Source organism: Bacillus sp. FSL E2-0195 (assembly GCF_038003645.1).
Classification (GTDB): domain Bacteria; phylum Bacillota; class Bacilli; order Bacillales; family Bacillaceae_G; genus Bacillus_A; species Bacillus_A mycoides.
In genome coordinates this window covers 4,434,336-4,457,238 of sequence record NZ_JBBOPN010000001.1, presented here as the reverse complement: position 1 = coordinate 4,457,238, position 22,903 = coordinate 4,434,336, and the positions used below count along the sequence as shown (strand labels likewise).

Below are 22,903 nucleotides of genomic sequence, written 5' to 3'. Positions count from 1 at the left end.
TCGTGGTCAGACCACTTGGAGAAATTGATATCAGCAAGCATAATTTGAGGAGAGTGGATAGTTTGTCAACACTTCGTGAAGAAGCACTTCACATGCATAAAGTGCATCAAGGAAAATTAGAAACTGTATCAAAAGTAAAAGTAGAAAATGCAAAAGATTTAAGTCTTGCATATTCTCCAGGGGTTGCAGAGCCTTGTAAAGAAATTTATGACGATAAAAGTAAGGTATATGAATATACAATGAAGGGAAATATGGTAGCAGTTGTGACAGATGGAACGGCTGTACTTGGTCTTGGTAACATTGGACCTGAAGCATCTCTTCCAGTAATGGAAGGTAAAGCTGTATTATTCAAGAGCTTTGCTGGTGTAGATGCATTCCCGATTGCCTTAAATACAAACGATGTAGATAAAATTGTTGAAACTGTAAAATTAATGGAGCCAACTTTTGGCGGTGTAAACTTAGAAGATATCGCAGCGCCAAACTGCTTCGTTATTGAAGAACGTTTGAAAAAAGAGACAAACATTCCAATATTCCATGATGATCAACACGGAACAGCTATCGTAACAGTAGCAGGCCTTGTGAACGCGCTGAAGTTAGTTGGAAAGAAAATGTCTGACATTAAAGTTGTCGCAAATGGTGCAGGTGCAGCAGGTATTGCAATCATTAAACTTTTATATCGCTATGGTGTACGTGACGTTATTATGTGTGACCGTAAAGGTGCAATCTATGAAGGTCGTCCTGTCGGTATGAATCCGGTGAAAGATGAAGTTGCAAAATATACAAATAAGAGTCGTATAGAAGGTTCTTTAGCTGATGTTTTACAAGGTGCGGACGTATTCATTGGTGTATCTGCAGCAGGTGCATTAACTGAAGAGATGGTTCGTACAATGAATGACGATGCAATTATTTTTGCAATGGCGAATCCGGTTCCAGAAATTATGCCAGAATTGGCAAAAGCAGCGGGCGCAGCTGTTGTTGGAACAGGTCGTTCTGACTTCCCGAACCAAGTAAATAATGTACTAGCGTTCCCAGGTATTTTCCGCGGTGCACTTGATGTACATGCGACACAAATTAATGAAGAAATGAAGATGGCAGCTGTACAGGCCATTGCAGAGCTTGTATCAGAGGATGAGTTGAATGCAGATCATATCATTCCAGCACCATTTGACGCGCGTGTAGCGCCTCAAGTAGCGGCTTACGTTGCGAAAGCAGCAATGGAGACAGGAGTAGCTCGCCGTCAAGTAGATCCAAATGAAGTCGCTGAGAAAACAAAACAATTAGCGCTGATTGGTAAAGAATAAGCGAGGAATTTCCATTGACATCATCAAATACAAAAGTATATCTCGAAATTGTAAAAAAAATCCGTTCCATTATGGAAGAGGATTGTTTAGTAGCAGGGGATCGTTTGCCATCTGAGCGTGAGTTAAGTTCACGCTTAAATGTTGGACGTTCCTCTGTAAGAGAAGCATTACGTGCGTTAGAACTGGTAGGATTAATTGAAACGAGACGTGGTGAGGGAACGTTTATTCGAAACTTTTACGATAACGGTCTTGTACAATTAATTGCTCCGTTCTTGCTGCAAGATGAGAAAACAATTCGTGATTTATTACAAACAAAACGATTGCTTGAGAAAGATATGATTCGACTTGTATGTAATTTACCGAAAGAAACGTTTTCTGAAGTACTAAGTAAATTACACCAAGTGCTTGAAGAAAATGAAAGCTCAATTCCGGTGCTTCATCAAACGTTCTTTAAAACACTTATTGAACAATTCAATAATTATTTACTCTATCGCATTTGGATGATCGTAAATGATTACGTTGCAACTCTTTCTTGTGAAGTTTCAGGAGATTCTATCGAAATGTATAGAAAGCTTTATGCTACTTTGGAAGTGAAACAAGAAAATGATGCGTTAAAAATTTACGATGAATTAGTAGAGAATATACAGTTTCACTCGTAATGTATAAAATTTGTCGAAATGACCATGACACGTTATGACAAACATTCTACCGCATAGCGGTTAAAGTTAAACGTAAAGAGAGAGGTTATTAGACAGATTGAGAAGATAAGGCTAACATCAAACATTGGTGTTAGCCCCATTTTCTTCTTACGCTAACCTTAGCTCTCAATGAAGGGGGTCAAATTGTGCTAAGAGATTTATTCGTGAAAAAGAAAAAGTACGCTGCAATACCTTCAGAACAAGTACGAAAAGATGTACCAGATGGCGTTATGACAAAATGTCCGAAATGTAAAAAAATCATGTATACGAAAGAGCTTCTTAAAAATTTAAAAGTATGCGTGAATTGTGGATATCATCATCCGATGAATGCATGGGAACGCCTTGATAGTATATTGGACGAAGGTTCATTTCGTGAGTATGACAAAGAGATGGTTTCACTAAATCCACTTGAGTTTCCGGGATATGAAGAGAAACTAGAAAACGATCGTAAGAAGACTAAATTGAATGAAGCGGTTGTAACTGGTGAAGGAACAATTGATGACATGCTTGTTGTTGTTGCAGTAATGGATTCTCGTTTTCGAATGGGCAGCATGGGCTCTGTTGTAGGAGAGAAAATTGCCCGTGCGGTTGAAAAGGCATACGACTTACAAGTTCCATTTATTATCTTTACTGCGTCGGGTGGTGCTCGTATGCAAGAAGGGATATTAAGTTTAATGCAAATGGCAAAAACAAGCGTAGCTTTGAAAAAGCATAGTAATGCAGGAGGGTTATTTATTTCTGTTATGACTCACCCAACGACGGGCGGGGTTTCAGCGAGTTTCGCTTCACTTGGTGATTACAATCTTGCAGAGCCAGGTGCACTTATCGGATTTGCTGGTAGACGCGTAATTGAACAAACAGTGCGTGAGAAACTGCCGGAAGATTTCCAAACGGCAGAATTTTTACTAGAGCACGGTCAATTAGATGCGGTGGTGCATCGTGATGATATGAGAGAATCACTCCGTAAGATTTTAGAAGTTCATCAAGGAGGGGAAATGGCTGTATGGCAGAGCTAGAATTTGAGAAACCAGTTGTTGAGCTAAGAAATAAGATTCGTGAACTGAAAGACTATACGAAAAACAGCCAGATGGACTTCAGTGAGGAGATTCGTATTTTGGAAGACAAGCTAGAAAAACTAGAGGAAGATATATACGGCAATATGAAAGTATGGGACCGTGTTCAAATTGCTCGTCATGCAGAACGACCGACAACGCTCGATTATATTGAGCACTTATTTACTAATTTTTTTGAATGTCATGGAGATCGCCTATTTGGCGACGATGCAGCGATTGTCGGCGGCATTGCGAAATATAAGGGGATGCCCGTAACTGTAATTGGGCACCAACGCGGAAAAGATACGAAAGAAAATATTCGTCGTAATTTTGGGATGCCTCATCCAGAAGGATATCGAAAAGCACTGCGTCTAATGAAACAAGCGGAAAAGTTTAATCGTCCCATTATTTGTTTCATCGATACGAAGGGAGCTTATCCTGGTAAAGCAGCTGAAGAACGTGGACAAAGTGAGGCAATTGCCCGTAATTTATTTGAAATGGCGGGTTTAACTGTACCTGTTATTTGTATCGTTATCGGTGAAGGTGGTAGCGGTGGTGCGTTAGGTCTTGGAGTAGGAGATTACATTCATATGCTGGAAAATTCCACTTATTCTGTTATTACACCAGAGGGTGCGGCGGCGATTCTTTGGAAAGATGCTGGTAAAGCAAAAGAAGCTGCAGAAGCGATGAAAATTACAGCGTTAGATTTGAAAGAATTAGGTGTAATTGACGAAATTATTCCAGAGGCAAAAGGCGGAGCACATCGTAATGTTTTGAAACAATCAGAAAATATAGATTTAATGCTTAAGAAAACTTTTGAACAATTAAGCGGAATTTCGAAAGATGAATTAATCGAAAAACGTTATGAAAAATATATGAAAATTGGGCAAGTTTCGTTTTCAAACGCTTCCATTGGGATAAAATAAGAAAAGCGTGCGTTCCTCTTCGCGAATGCACGTTTTTATTATGAAAAGACACATCTTCTCCATTGTGTTTTTGTATTTTTTCGTGTTATTTTATTATAAGGCAAATAATCTTTATGAGGTGAGTACAAATGAAACGTATTGGTGTATTAACAAGTGGTGGAGATTCACCTGGTATGAATGCTGCCATTCGTGCAGTTGTTCGTAAAGCGATTTTCCATGATATTGAAGTATATGGTATTTACCATGGATACGCTGGTTTAATTTCTGGTCATATTGAAAAATTAGAACTTGGTTCTGTTGGCGATATTATCCACCGTGGTGGTACAAAATTATATACAGCAAGATGTCCTGAGTTTAAAGACCCAGAAGTACGACTAAAAGGAATCGAGCAATTAAAGAAACATGGTATTGAAGGACTTGTCGTTATTGGTGGAGATGGTTCGTACCAAGGCGCAAAAAAATTAACTGAGCAAGGATTCCCATGTGTAGGTGTACCAGGTACAATCGACAATGATATCCCTGGAACAGACTTCACAATTGGTTTTGATACAGCTTTAAATACTGTTATTGATGCAATTGATAAAATCCGTGATACAGCTACATCTCATGAACGTACATATGTTATTGAAGTAATGGGACGTCACGCTGGAGATATCGCATTATGGGCTGGTTTAGCTGATGGTGCAGAAACTATCTTAATTCCAGAAGAAAAGTATGACATGGAAGATGTTATCTCTCGTCTGAAACGCGGTAGTGAACGTGGTAAAAAGCACAGTATTATCGTTGTAGCTGAAGGTGTTGGAAGTGCAATTGACATCGGTAAGCACATTGAAGAAGCAACAAGCTTTGATACTCGTGTAACTGTATTAGGTCACGTACAACGTGGTGGATCACCAAGTGCACAAGACCGTGTATTAGCTAGTCGTCTTGGCGCAAGAGCAGTTGAATTATTAATTGCTGGTAATGGCGGACGTTGTGTTGGTATTCAAAATAATAAACTTGTTGATCATGACATTATCGAAGCGTTAGCTCAAAAGCATACAATCGATAAAGATATGTATCAATTATCTAAAGAATTATCTATCTAATCGGCTTAATGCCTTGTATTTGGGAACGGTTTCATAATTTTCGGAGGTGCAATATGCGTAAAACTAAAATTGTATGTACTATAGGTCCTGCTAGTGAAAGTATTGAGAAATTAGAGCAATTAATGGAAGCGGGTATGAACGTTGCTCGTTTAAACTTCTCTCATGGTAGCCATGAAGAGCATGGAGCTCGTATTAAAAATATTCGTGAAGCTTCAAAGAAAACTGGTAAAACAGTTGGTATCTTACTTGATACAAAAGGTCCAGAAATCCGTACACATGACTTCGTAGACGGACAAGCTGAGCTTGTAACAGGTGCAGAAGTAATTCTTTCTACTGAACAAGTATTAGGAACTGCAGAGAAGTTCTCTGTATCTTATGCTGGTCTTTATGATGATGTTGATCCAGGTTCTCGTATTCTAATCGATGACGGTCTTATCGAACTAGAAGTAATCGAGAAAGCTGACGGAAACATCCGTACAAAAGTATTAAACAGCGGAACTGTAAAAAATAAAAAAGGTGTTAACGTACCAAACGTAAGCATTAAGCTTCCTGGTATCACTGAAAAAGACGTGCAAGATATCGTTTTCGGTATCGAGCAAAAAGTTGATTTCATCGCAGCATCTTTCGTACGTAAAGCATCTGATGTATTAGAAATTCGTGAATTATTAGAAGGGCATAACGCTCAATACATCCAAATCGTACCAAAAATCGAAAATCAAGAAGGTATCGACAACATCGATTCAATCTTAGAAGTTTCTGACGGTCTAATGGTTGCTCGTGGTGATATGGGTGTAGAAATTCCACCAGAAGAAGTACCATTAGTACAAAAACGTCTAATCAAAAAATGTAACGTATTAGGCAAACCAGTTATTACTGCAACACAAATGTTAGATTCTATGCAACGTAACCCACGTCCAACTCGTGCGGAAGCAAGTGACGTAGCAAACGCAATCTTCGATGGAACAGATGCGATCATGCTTTCAGGTGAAACTGCTGCGGGTCAATACCCTGTAGAAGCTGTAACAATGATGGCTAACATTGCGGTACGTGTTGAAAAATCATTACAATATGAAGATATGTTTAAAAAACGTATTAAAGAGTTCACACCAACAATTACAGATGCAATTAGCCAATCTGTTGCGCACACAGCACTTGCTCTTGATGTAGCTGCAATCGTAGCTCCAACAGAAAGTGGACATACTGCGAAAATGATCTCTAAATACCGTCCGAAATCTCCAATCGTAGCTGTAACATCTGACGAGCAAGTAGGACGTCGTCTTGCACTTGTTTGGGGTGTTCAAGCATTTATGTCTGAGAAACGTGCAGCTTCTACTGACGAAATGTTAGATACAGCAATTCAAACAGGTATGGATGCGGGTCTAATCGGACTTGGAGATACTGTAGTAATCACTGCTGGTGTTCCAGTTGCTGAAACTGGTACAACAAACTTAATGAAAATCCACGTTGTTGGTGAAAAAGTTGCTAAAGGGCAAGGAATCGGTCGTAAATCTGCAAAAGGTAAAGTAGTTGTAGCGAAAACAGCTGCTGAAGCTGTAGCGAACGTAAACAAAGGTGATATCCTTGTTACAACAAGCACAGATAAAGATATGATTCCTGCAATTGAAAAAGCTGCTGCTCTAGTTGTAGAAGAAGGCGGTCTAACAAGCCATGCAGCTGTTGTAGGTGTATCAATCGGTATTCCTGTTATCGTTGGTGTAAACGGCGTAACAACAACTTTAAAAAATGGCCAAGAAGTAACAGTTGATGCAGCACGCGGAATTGTTTATAATGGACATGCGGAAGTGCTATAAGAAGTAATACGGAGAGAAGGATCGGAGTCCTTCTCTTTTTTTTACACAAAAAAGGATAGAGATAGCTTTAAATACCTGAAATCGCTTTGAAAAACGTTTATTATAATGTTTAGTGGAAGAGGGTTATTTGTCCTTTATGAAGCTTGTATGAGCGTTTTAAGGGGCTTATAAGGGGTTTTGCAAGGGTGATACTTTCAAACCTTTTAAATGAAATATGAAGGAGTGCGAGCTATGAAGTGGTTACTGTTCTTACTTATTTTAGTGCCGGCGATTGAGATTACGGTGTTAATAGGATCGAGTCATGTAATAGGTTTATGGTCTACGTTCGCTATGATTGTATTTACGGGTATTGTGGGTGTATATTTGGCGAAACGACAAGGGTTTAAAGTACTTAGAGAGATTCAATTTAGGCTAAATAGAGGAGAAATGCCGGGTGATGCGGTTCTAAATGGTATTTTTATATTCGTAGGAGGTATTCTTTTAGTACTGCCTGGATATGTGACGGATATAATAGGTTTTATCTTTGTTGTTCCTATAACGAGGGCTTTATTGAAGCCGGCTGTTATGAAGTGGATTGATTGGAAATTTAGAAAGAGAACTACTATTATTGTTCAGAAATAACGCGTAGATTATAGCGATCTACGCGTTATTTTTTTATTTGCTATTTATAGTCAATCGTTAGCTTCCTGCTCGGGTTGGATTTTTGTTAGTTATTAAACGATAGGATGCAGAGGGTTCTTGTGAATGAAAAGTGTTACATTAGGATGCTGTTTTTTGCTTGTAGTAAGATTCGACTAGTGAGCAGAAGTTAGACAGGAGAAGAAAAATTACTGATTAAAGGGTTCATCTGCCTCGTTTTGTATATTTATTCGTTTACATAAAAAGTAATAAATGTAAGTAATAATTATAAAATATATAGAATAAAAATGTATTTTCGTCCTAAAATATGCGTTTTTATGCAAAAAAATAAGAGGATTATCCTTTTTTAGGAAATTCTCTTATAGATGTAGGTAGTACAAAAAAGTACAGTGAGTAATCAGTGGGAATTTCCCACTGATTACAGTTGATTTTTTATTGTGTATGAATTAGGAAATATTATTTTGATGGTGAACCCTTAATGAATTTCCATAAGTCGTGGAATACATGAGCTTTGTGTAATGTATTAAGTAGTACTAATATGACTGGACCGATGATTAATCCTAAAAAACCAAAGAGCTTAAAGCCGACAAATAGAGCGATGAGTGTCGCTAATGGATCTAGTCCAATATTAGATGAAAGTACTTTTGGCTCCATGATTTGTCTTTGGACAATCACGACGATGTATAGGATGAGAAGACCGATGGCGAATGCAGTATCGCCTGTGAAAAATACGTATATAACCCAAGGAACGAATACGGCTCCAGTTCCTAAATACGGGAGTAAATCTACAACCCCTGTAATAATCGCGATAGTAATTGCGTATGGCACGCGTAATATTAAAAGGCCGATTAGTACAATGATAGTTGTCATAGATACGAGTGTAAGTTGCGCTTTAACAAAACCAAACAAAGCTTTTCTTAAATCGACAAAAATAGTTTTTCCGTATCCATGCAAACGATTAGGTAGAAGTTTTCTTACTTTATGAGCAAGACGGTGCCAATCGTAACTAATGAAGAAGGTGGCTAATAAGACGAAGACAAGGACAGTTAAAGTTGTTGGTAATGCACTAATGAAATTTGTTAACCCACTTATAATGGCGGTTAAAAGTTCTTTCATTTGTGTCGTTGCTTCGGTGCCTAAGTTTTGAATGTTTTGTGTAATAGTGTATCGCTGTGGTTCTCCGAGATGATTAAATTTAGAGATTAAATCATCATAGAGAGGCATAATATGATTAAGTGCAAATTGTTGGGCGAATGCAACGATATCTGGAAACTTAACTGTAACAATTTGTAGTAAGTACGTTGTGGCAGATATAGCTTCAGTTACAAGGTATGTAACAAGTCCAACGATAGCTCCGAATACGAGAATTAAGCTAACGAGTACCGCTAATGCGCGAGGGAATTGTAGTTTTTGATTAAGGAAATTGACGACAGGATTAATCAAATAAGCGAATGCAAAAGCGATAATAAAAGGGTAGATAAGACCTGACATGTACAGCAATGCATAGAACCCAACTACCGTTGCTACAATGACAAATATGAGTCGTAATATCATATATAGTAAGTTTCGGTTCAAAGATGTATACCTCCCATTCCAATTTGGATTATCCTAATTCGTTCAACTTATAACTAGTGAGATTCACTGATCAAAGTTTCACTTTATGTTATAGTGGAATGATGGATTTAGCCTGCTTCTGCAGCGGATTAATGACTACAGAAGCTTGTTGGTGATGCTTCTACTATATGGTAAAAACTTCATTTTCTCTCCTTTTTATTTTACCTGTTTCTTATTATAAAAGAAAGGAGAGACATCCGCTTTTAAATGTATATGCATGCTTTATTTTTTTCTGGTTAAAGTCTTGTTTGTAATTTTGAAATGCGCATGAAAATCAATTTGTTTCTTTATTATAATTGATAAATACGCATCGATATAGCATGTATAACGATAGGTTTAAAGGTATTTTTGTTTGGAAGCGAGTTCATTATTTTCAGAAAGGAAGTGCAAACATGATTAGTCAGTCAACGTTATTTTTATTCATACTACTTATTATAGGACTTATTGCTAAAAACCAATCGCTTACTGTAGCTATTGGAGTGTTATTCTTATTGAAATTTACGTTTTTAGGAGATAAAGTCTTTCCTTATCTACAAACGAAAGGGATTAACCTTGGTGTAACAGTCATTACAATAGCAGTGCTCGTACCGATTGCGACAGGGGAAATAGGCTTTAAACAACTCGGAGAAGCAGCGAAATCGTATTATGCATGGATTGCTTTAGCCTCAGGTGTGGCGGTCGCTTTGTTAGCGAAAGGCGGCGTACAATTATTGACGACGGACCCACATATTACAACCGCACTTGTTTTTGGGACAATTATAGCTGTAGCTTTATTTAATGGAGTCGCTGTAGGTCCATTAATTGGGGCTGGAATTGCCTATGCAGTTATGAGTATTATACAGATGTTTAAATAAGGAATTTTATAGTAATATAAAATTTTTGAATTCTTTCTGTTCACAAAAGTCAGATAATTGTTTATAATAGGATTAGAAACTTTGAAAAGTTACATAACAGCAGAGACTTTACACCAGATAAAATAAAAACAACATAAAACAATTTTATAATGATATTGTTTTATGTTGTTTTTATCATAAACTCTTCGGAATTCATTTTCCTCACTAACTTGTTGTTCTGAGCGTGAGGATTCGGGGAGACATTCACGCTCATGCTTTCCATGTAAGCAATGGACAAAAAGAGGGGAACATCGCAATAAATTTGCATGAACGTGCATTTTGCTTGCCTAAAGAGTGAACGAGCGTTCATAATTTATAAGGGGAGCAAATAGATATAAGGAGCAAGGTTGGGAGAATTTTCAGGAAAAGGAGAGAATGTCATGACTGTTATTCGAGGTTTAGAAGGGGTAGTAGCAACAACATCATCTGTGAGCTCTATTATTGATGATACATTAACTTATGTTGGGTATAATATTGATGATTTAGCTGAGAATGCTACGTTCGAAGAAGTAGTGTACTTATTATGGCACCGCAAGCTTCCTAACGAAAAAGAACTAGCGGAATTTAGTGGAACAGTATCTGAATACTATAAGGTACCAGGTGAGGTTTTAACATATTTGAAACAAGTAGATTTAAAAATCGCGCACCCGATGTCGGTTTTACGAACTGCGATTTCCATGCTATCATTATATGATGAGAGCGCTGAAATAATGGATGGAAAGTCTAATTATTTGAAAGCGGTTAAATTACAGGCTCAAGTCGGAACTTTAATTGCGGCTTATGCAAGAATTCGCAAAGGTTTAGATGTTGTTGAGCCAAGAAAAGATCTATCATTAGCTGCAAACTTCTTGTACATGTTAAATGATCGTGAGCCAAATGAAGTTGAAATTGAGGCTTTTGATAAGGCACTTGTACTTCATGCCGATCATGAGTTAAACGCTTCTACATTTACTGCACGTGTTTGCGTAGCTACACTTTCAGATGTGTATTCTGGTATTACAGCAGCAATCGGTGCATTAAAAGGTCCTCTTCACGGCGGGGCAAATGAAAATGTAATGAAGATGTTAACTGAAATTGGCGAAGAAGAAAATGTAGAATCATATATTCATAATGCTCTTCAAAATAAAGTGAAAATTATGGGATTTGGTCATCGCGTATATGAGCATGGTGATCCACGCGCGAAACACTTACGCGAAATGTCTAAGAGATTATGCGTGCTTTTAGGAGAAGACAAATGGTATAATATGTCTATCAAAATTGAAGACATTGTAACAAAAGAAAAAGGTCTTCCACCAAATGTTGATTTCTATTCAGCTTCTGTATACCATTGTTTAGGAATTGACCATGACTTATTTACACCTATCTTTGCAATTAGCCGTATGTCAGGCTGGTTAGCTCATATTCTAGAACAATATGAAAACAACCGTTTAATCCGTCCGCGTGCTGATTATGATGGACCGACACATCAAGTGTACGTTCCGCTAGCGCAACGATAAGCGAAAAACACTATTTTGATAGTGAAAATACGCTTTCAAAAGTCTGATTTTTTTGGGAAGATGTAATGATTAGAATATTTAAATTTGACTAACGGTTTGAACTGAGGGGTTATTCCCTCAGTTTCATACATATGAAATTTCAAACATGGGGGTTATCACATTGACGACAGGTGAAAAAATTACTGTAACTAATGGTGTTATGAATGTACCAAACAATCCGATTATTCCATTTATCGAAGGAGATGGAATTGGTCCTGATATTTGGGCTGCAGCATCTCGCGTAATAGAAGCAGCAGTTGAAAAAGCTTATGATGGTGAGAAGAAAATCGTTTGGAAAGAAGTGCTTGCAGGGGAAAAAGCATTCAACCAAACAGGCGAGTGGTTACCAGAAGAGACTTTAAATTTAATTCGTGAATATTTAATCGCAATTAAAGGTCCACTTACAACTCCAGTTGGTGGTGGTATTCGTTCTCTAAACGTTGCGCTTCGTCAAGAATTAGATTTATATGTATGTCTACGTCCAGTTCGTTACTTTGAAGGTGTTCCTTCACCTGTAAAACGTCCGGAAGATACTGATATGGTTATTTTCCGTGAAAATACAGAAGACATTTACGCTGGAATTGAATATGCACAAGGTTCTCCAGAAGCAGAAAAAGTTCTTGCTTTCTTAAAAGAAGCAATGGGTGTTAATAAAATCCGCTTCCCAGAAACATCAGGGATTGGTATTAAACCAATTTCAGAGGAAGGGACAAAGCGTCTTGTTCGCGCTGCAATTCAATATGCAATTAACGAAAAACGCTCTTCTGTTACATTAGTTCATAAAGGAAACATTATGAAATTTACAGAAGGTGCTTTCAAAAACTGGGGTTACGAAGTAGCTGAACAAGAATTCGGCGACAAAGTATTTACTTGGGCTGAATATGATCGCATTGTTGAAAAAGATGGAAAAGATGCAGCGAATAAAGCGATGGCAGACGCAGAAGTGGCTGGGAAAATCATCGTAAAAGATTCTATTGCAGACATCTTCTTACAACAAATTTTAACTCGTCCACGTGAGTTTGATGTTGTTGCAACAATGAACTTAAACGGAGACTACATCTCTGATGCACTTGCTGCACAAGTAGGTGGAATTGGTATTGCACCTGGTGCAAACATTAACTATGTGACTGGACATGCTATCTTTGAAGCTACACATGGTACAGCTCCAAAATATGCAGGTTTAGATAAAGTAAACCCATCTTCAGTTCTTCTTTCTGGTGTATTATTATTAGAGCACTTAGGATGGAACGAAGCTGCGAATTTAATAACTGATTCAGTTGAGAAAACAATTGAATCAAAAGTAGTAACTTATGATTTCGCACGCTTAATGGAAGGTGCAACAGAAGTGAAATGTTCTGAGTTCGCTAATGAACTTATTAAAAACATGGATGTAGCGATAATCAAAAACGCATAATTAAAGCGGGGGGTAAATTATGACAATCAAACGCAAGAAAGTTTCAGTCATCGGTGCAGGATTTACAGGAGCAACAACAGCATTCTTATTAGGACAAAAAGAACTTGCAGATGTTGTATTAGTGGACATTCCACAGCTGGAAAATCCAACAAAAGGGAAAGCGTTAGATATGTTAGAAGCGAGCCCAGTACAAGGTTTTGATGCTAACATTATTGGTACATCTGATTACGCAGATACTGCTGATTCTGACGTTGTCGTTATTACAGCAGGTATTGCGCGTAAGCCTGGTATGAGCCGTGATGACTTAGTAGCAACAAACTCTAAAATTATGAAAAGTATTACGCGCGACATTGCGAAACATTCACCAAATGCGATTATTCTTGTATTAACAAATCCAGTTGATGCAATGACATATTCTGTATTTAAAGAAGCGGGATTCCCGAAAGAGCGTGTTATCGGTCAATCGGGTGTATTAGATACAGCTCGTTTCCGTACATTTATTTCACAAGAGTTAAACCTTTCTGTGAAAGACATTACAGGATTTGTTCTTGGTGGACATGGTGACGATATGGTACCTCTTGTACGCTATTCCTATGCAGGTGGCATTCCGTTAGAAACATTAATTCCAAAAGAGCGTTTAGAAGCAATCGTAGAACGTACACGTAAAGGTGGCGGTGAGATTGTAGGCTTATTAGGAAACGGTAGTGCATATTACGCACCAGCAGCTTCTTTAGTTGAAATGACAGAAGCGATCTTGAAAGATCAACGCCGTGTATTACCAGCTATTGCGTACCTTGAAGGTGAATATGGTTATAGTGACCTTTACTTAGGGGTACCAGTAATTCTAGGTGGTAACGGAATTGAAAAAATTATTGAATTAGAACTTCTTGCAGATGAGAAAGAAGCGTTAGATCGCTCTGTAGAATCTGTACGTAACGTTATGAAAGTTCTTGTTTAATAATTAAATATAAGTGGAAAAAGATTCGGGGCCCCGAATCTTTTTCTACTATATATTGAAATGTTTTTTTGAAATAATATGAAAACGCTATCATTTGGTGTATCCTATAATGAAACTATAGACTTATACTATACATTGCCCTCATCACAGTAAATTTCGGATAAGGTATCGCTTTTAGTAGGATAATAAGGTGAAAAAATCGGAGGGGGTTGTAACATGTTAAAGAAAAAAGTTCAAATTGGTCGTAGAATGGATGAAATTACAGTAGGAGAGAAATTATCTATCACTGAAAAAATTGAGGATAAAGATTTGTTATTGTACTTAGGGTTAACGAATGATGCCAATCCATTATATATTCAGCATGATTACGCATCCCAAACTCCGTATGAAAAGCCGATTGTCCCAAGCATTATGCTAACGGGACTGATTACAACGGCGGTTACGAAATATTTACCAGGTCCAGGTAGTCATATTACTAGGAAGGACCTTACGTTCGTGAAACATGTTCACCATTATGAAACGTTACAAATCCACTTTGAAGTTGTGGCTGTTTCAGAGGAGGAACATACAATTGATATGCTTGTATTTGCTCATGATGAAAAAGGAGAAACTGTTGTAAAAGGTTCATTAACAGTAACACCACCTTTTAAATCTGTTTCCATTATGGAAAAAGCATTAGATAATTTTTAAAATATGAAAATATGAATAGCGCTAGCATACCTTTTATAAGGGGCTAGCGCTATTTTAGTTGAAAAATCCTTCTTTGAACCCTTCAGCAAATTCTGAACAACCTGTTTTAATCGTATCCCAGCTAGGTACGTTAAAAGTAAGGAAACATGTTACTACTAAAGTTAAAATAGGTAGTAATATTCGCATAATAGCCCCCTTTTATCGAGTTTATTTATATATTTGAATTAATAATATGGTTATTGGTAATTGAAGTCAATTAAGGGGGAGGTTTTTTTAGATGAAGTGGAAAAGAGAAGACGTTATCTTTGAAACGATAAGAGAAGCTGAAGTATGGGCCGATTCAATCGCAAATGAAATGTACGGGAAAGTATTTGATGGATATGAAACACCAGATTATAAAATAGCGTATGCTCTTTCGTTTTTCCTAGCGCAAAATCGAGAGTTTATAGTTCATACGGAAGAAGAGTTTAAAAAAGATAGATTCATCTATAAAGTTTGGATAGCGACCGGATAGAGGGAATGAAGTTACGATTGCTTTTATTTTCCGAAACTCTAGTACAAACGAGCTCCATGAATAGACAATTATATTGAGGGAGACCTTGTTTTCTAGTATGATGAGAATAACGGGGAAAATACTAGGATGAAGAAGGTTTCAAGTCTATAACTTGGAGGAAAAGAATGAACAATCGTATTTTAGTAGTTGATGATGAGGAATTTATCTTAACTTTAATTGAATTTAATTTACAACAAGCTGGGTTTGAAGTTATTACAGCAATGGATGGAGAAATGGCGCTTCAAAAAGCGACTACAGAACGCCCAGATTTAATTATATTAGATTTAATGCTTCCAAAAATGGATGGTATGGAAGTTTGTAAAGAATTACGATTGCAGCGTATTATGACGCCGATTTTAATGTTAACAGCAAAAGATGATGAATTTGATAAGGTGCTAGGTCTTGAGCTTGGGGCTGATGATTATATGACGAAGCCATTTAGTCCAAGGGAAGTTGTTGCTCGTGTGAAGGCGATTTTGCGCCGTACGAAATTACAGCAGGAAGAACAAGTTTCAGAATCGCCAGATGAAGAGAGCATCAAAATTGGAGAGCTTAAAATTTTACCGGAGTTTTATGAAGCGTACTTCCAAGGAAGGAAACTGGAATTAACACCGAAAGAATTTGAGTTACTTGTTTATCTTGCGAAAAATAAAAGTCGTGTATTAACTCGTGACCAATTATTAAGTGCTGTATGGAATTATGATTTTGCCGGTGATACAAGAATTGTTGATGTCCATATTAGCCATTTGCGCGATAAAATTGAACAAAATACGAAAAAACCGACGTACATTAAAACGATACGTGGTTTAGGTTATAAATTAGAGGAGCCAAAAGTGGATGAATAAGTTTCGTTCCAGGCTTCTTTTTACATTTGTTTCTCTTATCGTTTTTATTTTAGTTGGACTAGGTGTATTATTAGAAACTGTATTTGAAAACTACTATATAGATCATGCTAAAGAGAGAATGATAAAAGAGACACAGTATGTTGCGGTATTAGCAGAAGAGCAAGGGTTTGATGCTGTTTTAAAAAAGCCTTATGTATTTGAAAAGTTAGAAGAAAAAATACCAGCTTCTATTATATTTGTTGATGAAAAAAAGAAAGTTCAATATAGCGGAGGGCAACCATCTGCATTTAATCAAGAGATGATTAAAGAACTTTCTTCTGAAGCAGCAAAACAACGAAGTAAAGTGATTACGCAAGAAACAGATCAAAAGAATGAATTTTATCATGCGGTGTTCGTTCAAGATCTAGCAGGAAAACAAGGATATATTTTGGTGAAAAGTACAATTGAGCCATTGAAAGACGTACATCAAAAAACGTGGGGATTATTAATTATAGGATTTGTTATCGCTTGTCTCGTAGTCGTATTTTTAGGTATGAAAATTACGGGGCAATATATTAGGCCGATTGAATCGGTTACGAAAGTTGCCATTGAATTAGCGAAGGGAAATTATAAAGCACGCGCTTATGAAAGTCATTCGGATGAAACAGGGATGCTGAGTAAAGCGATTAATATTTTAGCTCGTAATTTACAAGAGATGACTCTTGAGCAGGAAATGCAACAGGATCGTCTGCATACGTTAATTGAAAATATGGGAAGTGGAATGATTTTAATTGATAGCCGCGGTTATATAAACCTTGTAAACCGTTCTTATAAGGAAACTTTCCACGTAACAGATGAAGAATATTTAGATCGCTTATATTATGAATCGTTTCATCATACAGAAATTATTGAGCTTGTGGAAGAAATCTTTATGACAGAAGTGAAAGTGCGTAAACAAATGTTATTGCCGCTTGGAATTGAGCGAAAGCATTTCGAAGTATATGGAGCGCCAATTATTGGGACGAACCATGAATGGAAAGGTATTGTTCTTGTGTTCCATGACATAACAGAGTTAAAGAAATTAGAACAAATGAGAAAAGACTTTTTAGCGAATGTTTCTCATGAACTAAAGACGCCAATTACTTCTATTAAAGGTTTTTCAGAAACGCTCTTGGATGGGGCTATGGATAATAAAAAATTCTGCGAACATTTCTTACATATTATTTTAAAAGAAAGTGAACGCATGCAAGGATTAATTGAAGATTTATTAGACTTGTCAAAGATCGAGCAACAAGGGTTTAAACTAAATATGGGGACCGTTGATATGAAGGAACTTCTTGAAGATATTCATATGGTGCTTGATAATAAAGCGGGAGAAAAAGAAATCTCTTTACAAGTGAATGCATTAAAACGTGTCTCTGTCATTGGGGATCCAGGTCGCTTGAAACAAATCTTTATTAATTTAATTAATAACGCGATTGTATACACACCGGCTGGAGGCGTTGTTTCTGTTGAATTGGCAGAAGATAAATATAATGCTTATATAAAAGTATCTGATACTGGAATTGGTATTAGTAAAGAGGAAATCCCACGTATTTTTGAACGCTTTTACCGAGTGGATAAAGCAAGAAGTAGAAATACGGGTGGAACGGGTCTTGGTTTATCAATTGTAAAACATTTAGTTGAAGCGCATCAAGGTACGATTACAGTGGATAGTGAGGTTGGGGAAGGAACAACATTTACAGTTGTTTTACCAAAATCAGCTACTGAAAAATAGGATGAAGGATATTTACAATATATTAACAATGGCTTAATTAAATATTAATAAAGCTCTGTTAATATAATATATGAAAACCCCTTCATCCAAGGAGTAATTTTGGACGAGAGTAGTTATGCTATTCTCGTCACTTCCCTTTATGCCAATGTAAGTCTGTTTATATATGATAGAAAAAAACCGTTATTTTTCTTCTCTCTATTAGTCATGTTAATATAGAGAGAGGACAGGAACGGTTTTTTTCTGTGGGAAAAATCGTTTCAAATATGTATGGGGAGGTTTGTAGTTTGGAAAAAAAAGTCGTATTAGTAGATGGTAATAATATCGCGTATCGTGCTTTCTTTGCACTACCGCTTTTAAATAACGACAAAGGTATACATACGAACGCAATTTATGGTTTTACAATGATGTTAATGAGGATACTAGAGGAAGAAAAACCGACGCATATGCTTGTGGCGTTTGATGCGGGGAAAACAACATTCCGTCATAAAACGTATAGTGATTACAAGGGAGGGCGTCAAAAGACTCCACCTGAGTTATCAGAGCAATTCCCGTTTATTCGTGAGGTGCTTGATGCATTCAATGTACCGCGTTATGAGCTGGAAAATTATGAAGCGGATGACATTATGGGAACGTTAGCGAAAGAAGCGAGTGAGCAAGGGTTTCATGTTAAAGTTATTTCAGGAGATAAAGATTTACTGCAACTTGTTTCAGATAATACACTCGTATGTATTCCTCGCAAAGGGATTACGGAAGTAGATGAATATACGAAAGAAGCTTTATTTGAGAAATATAGCTTATCACCAAAGCAAATTATCGATATGAAAGGTTTAATGGGAGACCAATCGGATAACATTCCAGGTGTACCAGGTGTTGGTGAGAAGACAGCCATTAAATTATTAACGCAATTTGAAACAGTAGAAGCAGTATATGAAAACTTAGATCAAGTGAGTGGAAAGAAATTAAAAGAAAAGTTAGAAGCGAATAAAGAACAAGCTCTTATGAGTAAAGAACTTGCGACTATTATTACAGACGCACCGATTACTGTGCATGTAGATGATATGGAATATAAAGGGTATGAACCAAGCGATTTGATTCCAATGTTCGAGAATTTAGGATTTACATCCCTTTTAAATAAGTTAGGTGTTACGCCGGAGGAAACGGCTCCAGCCGAATTAGATGATATTACATTTGATATTGTAGAAGAAGTTACAGAAGAAATGCTTCAGCAAGATAGTGCGCTTATTGTTGAAGTGCAAGAAGATAATTATCATAAAGCCGATATTCAAGGTTTTGGTATTCAAAATGAAAATGGTTGTTACTTCATTCCAGCCGATGTTGCTCTTAAATCGGATGCTTTTAAAGAGTGGCTTGCAAATGGAGAAATGAGAAAACATACATTTGATGCGAAGCGTGCTATCGTTGCTCTCAAGTGGAAAGGTGTAGATATTCAAGGGATTGACTTTGATTTATTAATTGCCGCTTATTTACTTGATCCAGCCGATACAGATAAAGATTTCCGTACTGTAGCGAAAATGAAAGAAACGCATGCCGTAAAATCTGACGAAGAAGTTTACGGGAAAGGTGCGAAGCGTGCTGTTCCGGAGCTAGAGGTAGTAGCGGAGCATGTAGCTCGTAAAGTGCATGTATTATATGATGTAAAGCAAACGTTCTTAGAAGAATTAAAAAAGAACGAGCAATATGAATTATTTACGGAATTAGAATTACCACTTGCACGTGTATTAGCTGATATGGAAGTGAAAGGTGTAAAAGTTGATACGGAGCGTCTTCGTAATATGGGAGAAGAACTTGCAGGTAGATTAAAGGAAATGGAACAGGAAATTTATAAGCTTGCGGGAACAGAATTTAATATTAATTCACCGAAGCAACTTGGGGTTATTCTGTTTGAGAATTTAAACTTACCAGTTATTAAAAAGACGAAAACAGGTTATTCTACGTCGGCGGATGTATTAGATAAACTTATGGATCGTCATGAAATTATTCCAAATATTTTACATTACCGTCAATTAGGAAAGCTAAATTCAACTTACATTGAAGGTTTATTGAAAGTCGTACATGAAGATTCATCTAAAATCCATACTCGTTTTAATCAAGTGTTAACGCAAACAGGTCGATTAAGTTCAACAGATCCGAACTTACAAAATATCCCGATTCGCTTAGAAGAAGGAAGAAAGATTCGTCAGGCATTCGTTCCATCAGAAGAAGGATGGATCATGTACGCGGCTGATTATTCACAAATCGAACTTCGTGTGCTTGCTCACATTGCAAATGATCCAGGGTTAGTTGAAGCGTTCCAACATGACATGGATATTCATACGAAAACAGCTATGGATGTATTTGGTGTTGGGAAAGACGAAGTAACATCTAACATGAGACGACAAGCAAAAGCTGTTAACTTCGGAATTGTGTATGGTATTAGTGATTATGGTCTTTCGCAAAACTTAGGAATTACAAGAAAAGCAGCAGCGGAATTTATTGAAAAGTATTTAGAAAGTTTCCCTGGTGTACAAGAATACATGGATGAAATCGTAAAAGATGCGAAACAAAAAGGATATGTGGTTACATTATTAAATCGTCGCCGTTATATTCCGGAAATTACGAGTCGTAATTTCAATTTACGTAGCTTTGCTGAGCGTACAGCTATGAATACACCAATTCAAGGTAGTGCGGCTGATATTATTAAAAAAGCGATGATTATTATGGCAGATCGTCTAGAAGAAGAAGGATTACAAGCGCGTCTTCTTCTGCAAGTACACGATGAATTGATATTTGAAGCACCAAAAGAAGAAATTGAAAAATTAGAGAAGCTTGTACCTGAAGTAATGGAGCATGCAATTGAACTAGCCGTTCCATTGAAAGTTGATTATTCTTACGGTCCAACTTGGTACGATGCAAAATAAGGACGTGATGAAATGCCGGAATTACCAGAGGTTGAAAACGTTAGACGGACGCTTGAAAATCTTGTAACAGGAAAAACGATTGAAGATGTCGTTATTACTTATCCCAAAATAGTAAAACGACCGGATGATGCAGAAATTTTTAAAGAAATGCTAAGAGGCGAGACAATTGAAAATATAAAGCGAAGAGGTAAGTTTTTGCTTTTGTATGTAACGAACTATGTAATTGTTTCACATTTGCGCATGGAAGGTAAGTTTTTACTTCATCAAGAGGATGAGCCGATTGATAAACATACGCACGTCCGTTTCTTATTTACAGATGGAACTGAATTACATTATAAAGATGTGAGAAAGTTTGGTACGATGCATCTCTTTAAGAAAGGTGAAGAGTTGAATCAAATGCCTCTTGCTGACTTAGGCCCGGAGCCATTTGATGCTGAATTGACACCGCAGTATTTACAAGAAAGATTGCAAAAAACAAATCGTAAAATAAAAGTCGTATTATTAGATCAGCGTCTTTTAGTAGGGCTTGGAAATATATATGTAGATGAAGTGTTATTCCGTTCTCAAATTCACCCAGAACGAGAAGCTGCATCTTTAACAGAAGAAGAAATAGAAAGAATTTACGAGGCGATTGTTACAACGCTGGGCGAAGCTGTTAAGCGAGGCGGAAGTACAATTAGAACGTATATTAATTCACAAGGACAAATTGGTTCGTTCCAGGAACTTCTAAATGTATATGGGAAAAAAGGAGAACCGTGTGTGACTTGCGGTACGCTATTAGAAAAAACAGTTGTTGGCGGAAGGGGAACACATTACTGCCCAATTTGCCAACCTAGAATATAGAAAAGGGATAACATCGGATAGGCATTTGTCATATACATAGAGCAGAGCTATGTATAAGGGAGGAGCTTACCGATGTACCTTTATTTATCTCTTATTTTATTAGCTTTTACATTAAGCTTAGATAGCTGTAGTGTAGGGCTAACATACGGGTTAAGGAGCGTAAGAATTCCACTAAGATCAATTATAATTATCGGGATCTGTTCAGCAGCTGTAATGCTCGTTTCCATGGGAATTGGACATATGATCGCGAAAATATTTTCACCTGTTATCGCAACGCGTATCGGCGGATTTGTTCTTATTGGAATAGGTATTTGGGTATTATATCAATTTTTTCGAAGTGATAAAAAAGAAGAACCGAAGCAAGAGGAAAAGGTTTGGAAACTAGAAATTGCTTCGCTAGGGTTAGTGATTCAAATTTTGCGGAAGCCGACTGTTGCAGATTTTGATAAATCAGGAACTATCTCTGCAGGAGAAGCGCTACTTCTCGGTATCGCTCTTTCTATAGATTCGTTTGGTGCTGGAATTGGTGCATCTTTATTAGGTTATGCACCCGCGATGATGGCGGTATTAGTTGCGGTTATGAGTTCTTTATTTTTATTTATTGGAATGAAGCTCGGTACGATTTTATCAAATATGAAATGGTTACAAAAATTTACATTCCTGCCTGGGGTATTACTCATTATTATTGGAATTTGGAAAATGTAAGTATGGGCGTGGAACATTAGTTTCGCGCCTTTAATATTGTGAGGAGGATTATTATGACAGTAGTAATTGGATTAACAGGAGGCATTGCAAGCGGAAAAAGTACGGTATCAGAAATGTTTCGTGAAATGAGTATACCGGTTATTGATGCAGATATTATTGCGCGAGAAGTTGTAGAACGAGGAAAACCGGCATATAACAAAATTGTAGAGGTGTTCGGAACGGAAGTGTTACAAAAAGATGGAGAGCTTGATCGACCAAAGCTTGGGAGTGTCGTTTTTTATAATGAAGAAAAACGATTGCAGTTAAACGAAATTGTTCATCCTGCGGTGCGTGAAGAAATGAATGCACAAAAGGAGATGTGCATAAAAGAAAGTATGCAAGCGGTTGTGTTAGATATCCCTCTTTTGTTTGAAAGTAAATTAACAAATCTCGTTGATCGTGTTTTAGTTGTAGCAGTCACACCGAATACGCAATTGGAACGTTTAATGAAACGAAATAACTTTTCAGAAGAAGAAGCAACGGCTCGTATTCAATCTCAAATGCCATTAGAAGAAAAAGTAAAGAAGGCAGATGAGGTAATTTATAATGATGGCACAATTACTGGAACGAAAACACAATTAGCTTCTATTTTGAAAGAATGGAACATTATTGATTAAAAAATTGT

General features: G+C 37.0%; 21 protein-coding genes. 19 read left to right on the top strand and 2 right to left on the bottom strand.

The features are described from left to right. The first annotated feature begins 92 nt into the window (after positions 1-92). The 7 genes from MHH59_RS22940 (at position 93) to MHH59_RS22910 (ending at position 7,497) form a co-directional block, all read left to right on the top strand. The gene (locus MHH59_RS22940) at positions 93-1,301 is read left to right on the top strand and encodes an NAD(P)-dependent malic enzyme (RefSeq protein ID WP_161793975.1); all 1,209 of its coding nucleotides are present in this window, start codon (positions 93-95) and stop codon (positions 1,299-1,301) included. A 14-nt stretch (positions 1,302-1,315) separates the two neighbouring features. After that, positions 1,316-1,960 (top strand): FadR/GntR family transcriptional regulator, encoded by a 645-nt coding sequence (locus MHH59_RS22935; protein ID WP_002129364.1) that lies wholly within the window; start codon positions 1,316-1,318, stop codon positions 1,958-1,960. Between the two features lie 185 nt (positions 1,961-2,145). Beyond that, positions 2,146-3,015, top strand: coding sequence for an acetyl-CoA carboxylase, carboxyltransferase subunit beta (accD, locus tag MHH59_RS22930; RefSeq protein WP_002015500.1), 870 nt, complete (start codon positions 2,146-2,148; stop codon positions 3,013-3,015). Further along, positions 3,003-3,977 carry an acetyl-CoA carboxylase carboxyl transferase subunit alpha gene (accA, locus tag MHH59_RS22925; protein WP_000818787.1) on the top strand — a complete coding sequence of 325 codons (975 nt, stop codon included), beginning with the start codon at positions 3,003-3,005 and terminating at the stop codon, positions 3,975-3,977. The genes accD and accA overlap by 13 nt, the downstream gene beginning before the upstream one ends. Positions 3,978-4,105: 128 nt before the next feature. Continuing rightward, positions 4,106-5,065, top strand: a complete 960-nt coding sequence (gene pfkA, locus MHH59_RS22920; protein WP_002015498.1) for a 6-phosphofructokinase — start codon at positions 4,106-4,108, stop codon at positions 5,063-5,065. A gap of 53 nt (positions 5,066-5,118) precedes the next feature. Continuing rightward, positions 5,119-6,876 carry a pyruvate kinase gene (gene pyk / locus MHH59_RS22915; RefSeq protein WP_002015497.1) on the top strand — a complete coding sequence of 586 codons (1,758 nt, stop codon included), beginning with the start codon at positions 5,119-5,121 and terminating at the stop codon, positions 6,874-6,876. A 231-nt stretch (positions 6,877-7,107) separates the two neighbouring features. Then, positions 7,108-7,497: an FxsA family protein gene (locus MHH59_RS22910; protein WP_002129362.1), complete on the top strand. Its 390-nt coding sequence runs from the start codon at positions 7,108-7,110 to the stop codon at positions 7,495-7,497. A 474-nt stretch (positions 7,498-7,971) separates the two neighbouring features. Here the strand turns inward: MHH59_RS22910 and ytvI are convergent, their stop codons facing one another. Beyond that, positions 7,972-9,090 carry a sporulation integral membrane protein YtvI gene (ytvI, locus tag MHH59_RS22905; RefSeq protein WP_002129361.1) on the bottom strand — a complete coding sequence of 373 codons (1,119 nt, stop codon included), beginning with the start codon at positions 9,088-9,090 and terminating at the stop codon, positions 7,972-7,974. A 431-nt stretch (positions 9,091-9,521) separates the two neighbouring features. On the opposite strand from ytvI, the gene MHH59_RS22900 reads away from it, so the two are divergent. From MHH59_RS22900 to MHH59_RS22880, 5 genes are all read left to right on the top strand, one after another. Beyond that, positions 9,522-9,983 (top strand): DUF441 domain-containing protein, encoded by a 462-nt coding sequence (locus MHH59_RS22900; protein ID WP_000625507.1) that lies wholly within the window; start codon positions 9,522-9,524, stop codon positions 9,981-9,983. A 419-nt stretch (positions 9,984-10,402) separates the two neighbouring features. After that, entirely contained in the window at positions 10,403-11,518 is a 1,116-nt protein-coding gene (gene citZ, locus MHH59_RS22895; RefSeq protein ID WP_012261808.1) for a citrate synthase, read from the top strand. A gap of 160 nt (positions 11,519-11,678) precedes the next feature. Beyond that, positions 11,679-12,971, top strand: a complete 1,293-nt coding sequence (gene icd / locus MHH59_RS22890) for an NADP-dependent isocitrate dehydrogenase (RefSeq protein WP_340852409.1) — start codon at positions 11,679-11,681, stop codon at positions 12,969-12,971. 19 nt (positions 12,972-12,990) lie between these two features. Continuing rightward, on the top strand, positions 12,991-13,929 hold the full coding sequence (mdh, locus tag MHH59_RS22885) for a malate dehydrogenase (protein ID WP_002131240.1): 939 nt from the start codon (positions 12,991-12,993) through the stop codon (positions 13,927-13,929). Between the two features lie 216 nt (positions 13,930-14,145). Continuing rightward, complete coding sequence (locus MHH59_RS22880) at positions 14,146-14,619, top strand: MaoC/PaaZ C-terminal domain-containing protein (protein ID WP_002015489.1); 474 nt, start codon at positions 14,146-14,148, stop codon at positions 14,617-14,619. Between the two features lie 54 nt (positions 14,620-14,673). On the opposite strand, the gene MHH59_RS22875 is transcribed toward MHH59_RS22880, so the two are convergent. Beyond that, positions 14,674-14,805: a hypothetical protein gene (locus tag MHH59_RS22875; protein WP_002015487.1), complete on the bottom strand. Its 132-nt coding sequence runs from the start codon at positions 14,803-14,805 to the stop codon at positions 14,674-14,676. Positions 14,806-14,896: 91 nt separating this feature from the next. Between MHH59_RS22875 and MHH59_RS22870 the strand changes: the two genes are divergently transcribed. From MHH59_RS22870 to coaE, 7 genes are all read left to right on the top strand, one after another. Next, positions 14,897-15,133 carry a hypothetical protein gene (locus MHH59_RS22870; RefSeq protein ID WP_002129357.1) on the top strand — a complete coding sequence of 79 codons (237 nt, stop codon included), beginning with the start codon at positions 14,897-14,899 and terminating at the stop codon, positions 15,131-15,133. Between the two features lie 164 nt (positions 15,134-15,297). Then, a complete protein-coding gene (gene phoP / locus MHH59_RS22865) occupies positions 15,298-16,017 on the top strand; it encodes a two-component system response regulator PhoP (protein ID WP_002129355.1) in 720 nt (239 codons plus the stop codon). Next, positions 16,010-17,773, top strand: coding sequence for a sensory box histidine kinase PhoR (gene phoR / locus MHH59_RS22860; RefSeq protein WP_002167588.1), 1,764 nt, complete (start codon positions 16,010-16,012; stop codon positions 17,771-17,773). The genes phoP and phoR overlap by 8 nt, the downstream gene beginning before the upstream one ends. Before the next feature lie 284 nt (positions 17,774-18,057). Next, positions 18,058-20,691 carry a DNA polymerase I gene (gene polA, locus MHH59_RS22855; protein WP_002164995.1) on the top strand — a complete coding sequence of 878 codons (2,634 nt, stop codon included), beginning with the start codon at positions 18,058-18,060 and terminating at the stop codon, positions 20,689-20,691. A 12-nt stretch (positions 20,692-20,703) separates the two neighbouring features. Continuing rightward, positions 20,704-21,534: a DNA-formamidopyrimidine glycosylase gene (gene mutM / locus MHH59_RS22850; RefSeq protein WP_002015480.1), complete on the top strand. Its 831-nt coding sequence runs from the start codon at positions 20,704-20,706 to the stop codon at positions 21,532-21,534. A gap of 72 nt (positions 21,535-21,606) precedes the next feature. After that, complete coding sequence (gene ytaF / locus MHH59_RS22845) at positions 21,607-22,239, top strand: sporulation membrane protein YtaF (protein WP_002129352.1); 633 nt, start codon at positions 21,607-21,609, stop codon at positions 22,237-22,239. 53 nt (positions 22,240-22,292) lie between these two features. Further along, positions 22,293-22,895 (top strand): dephospho-CoA kinase, encoded by a 603-nt coding sequence (gene coaE, locus MHH59_RS22840; RefSeq protein ID WP_340852404.1) that lies wholly within the window; start codon positions 22,293-22,295, stop codon positions 22,893-22,895. Positions 22,896-22,903: the final 8 nt, after the last annotated feature.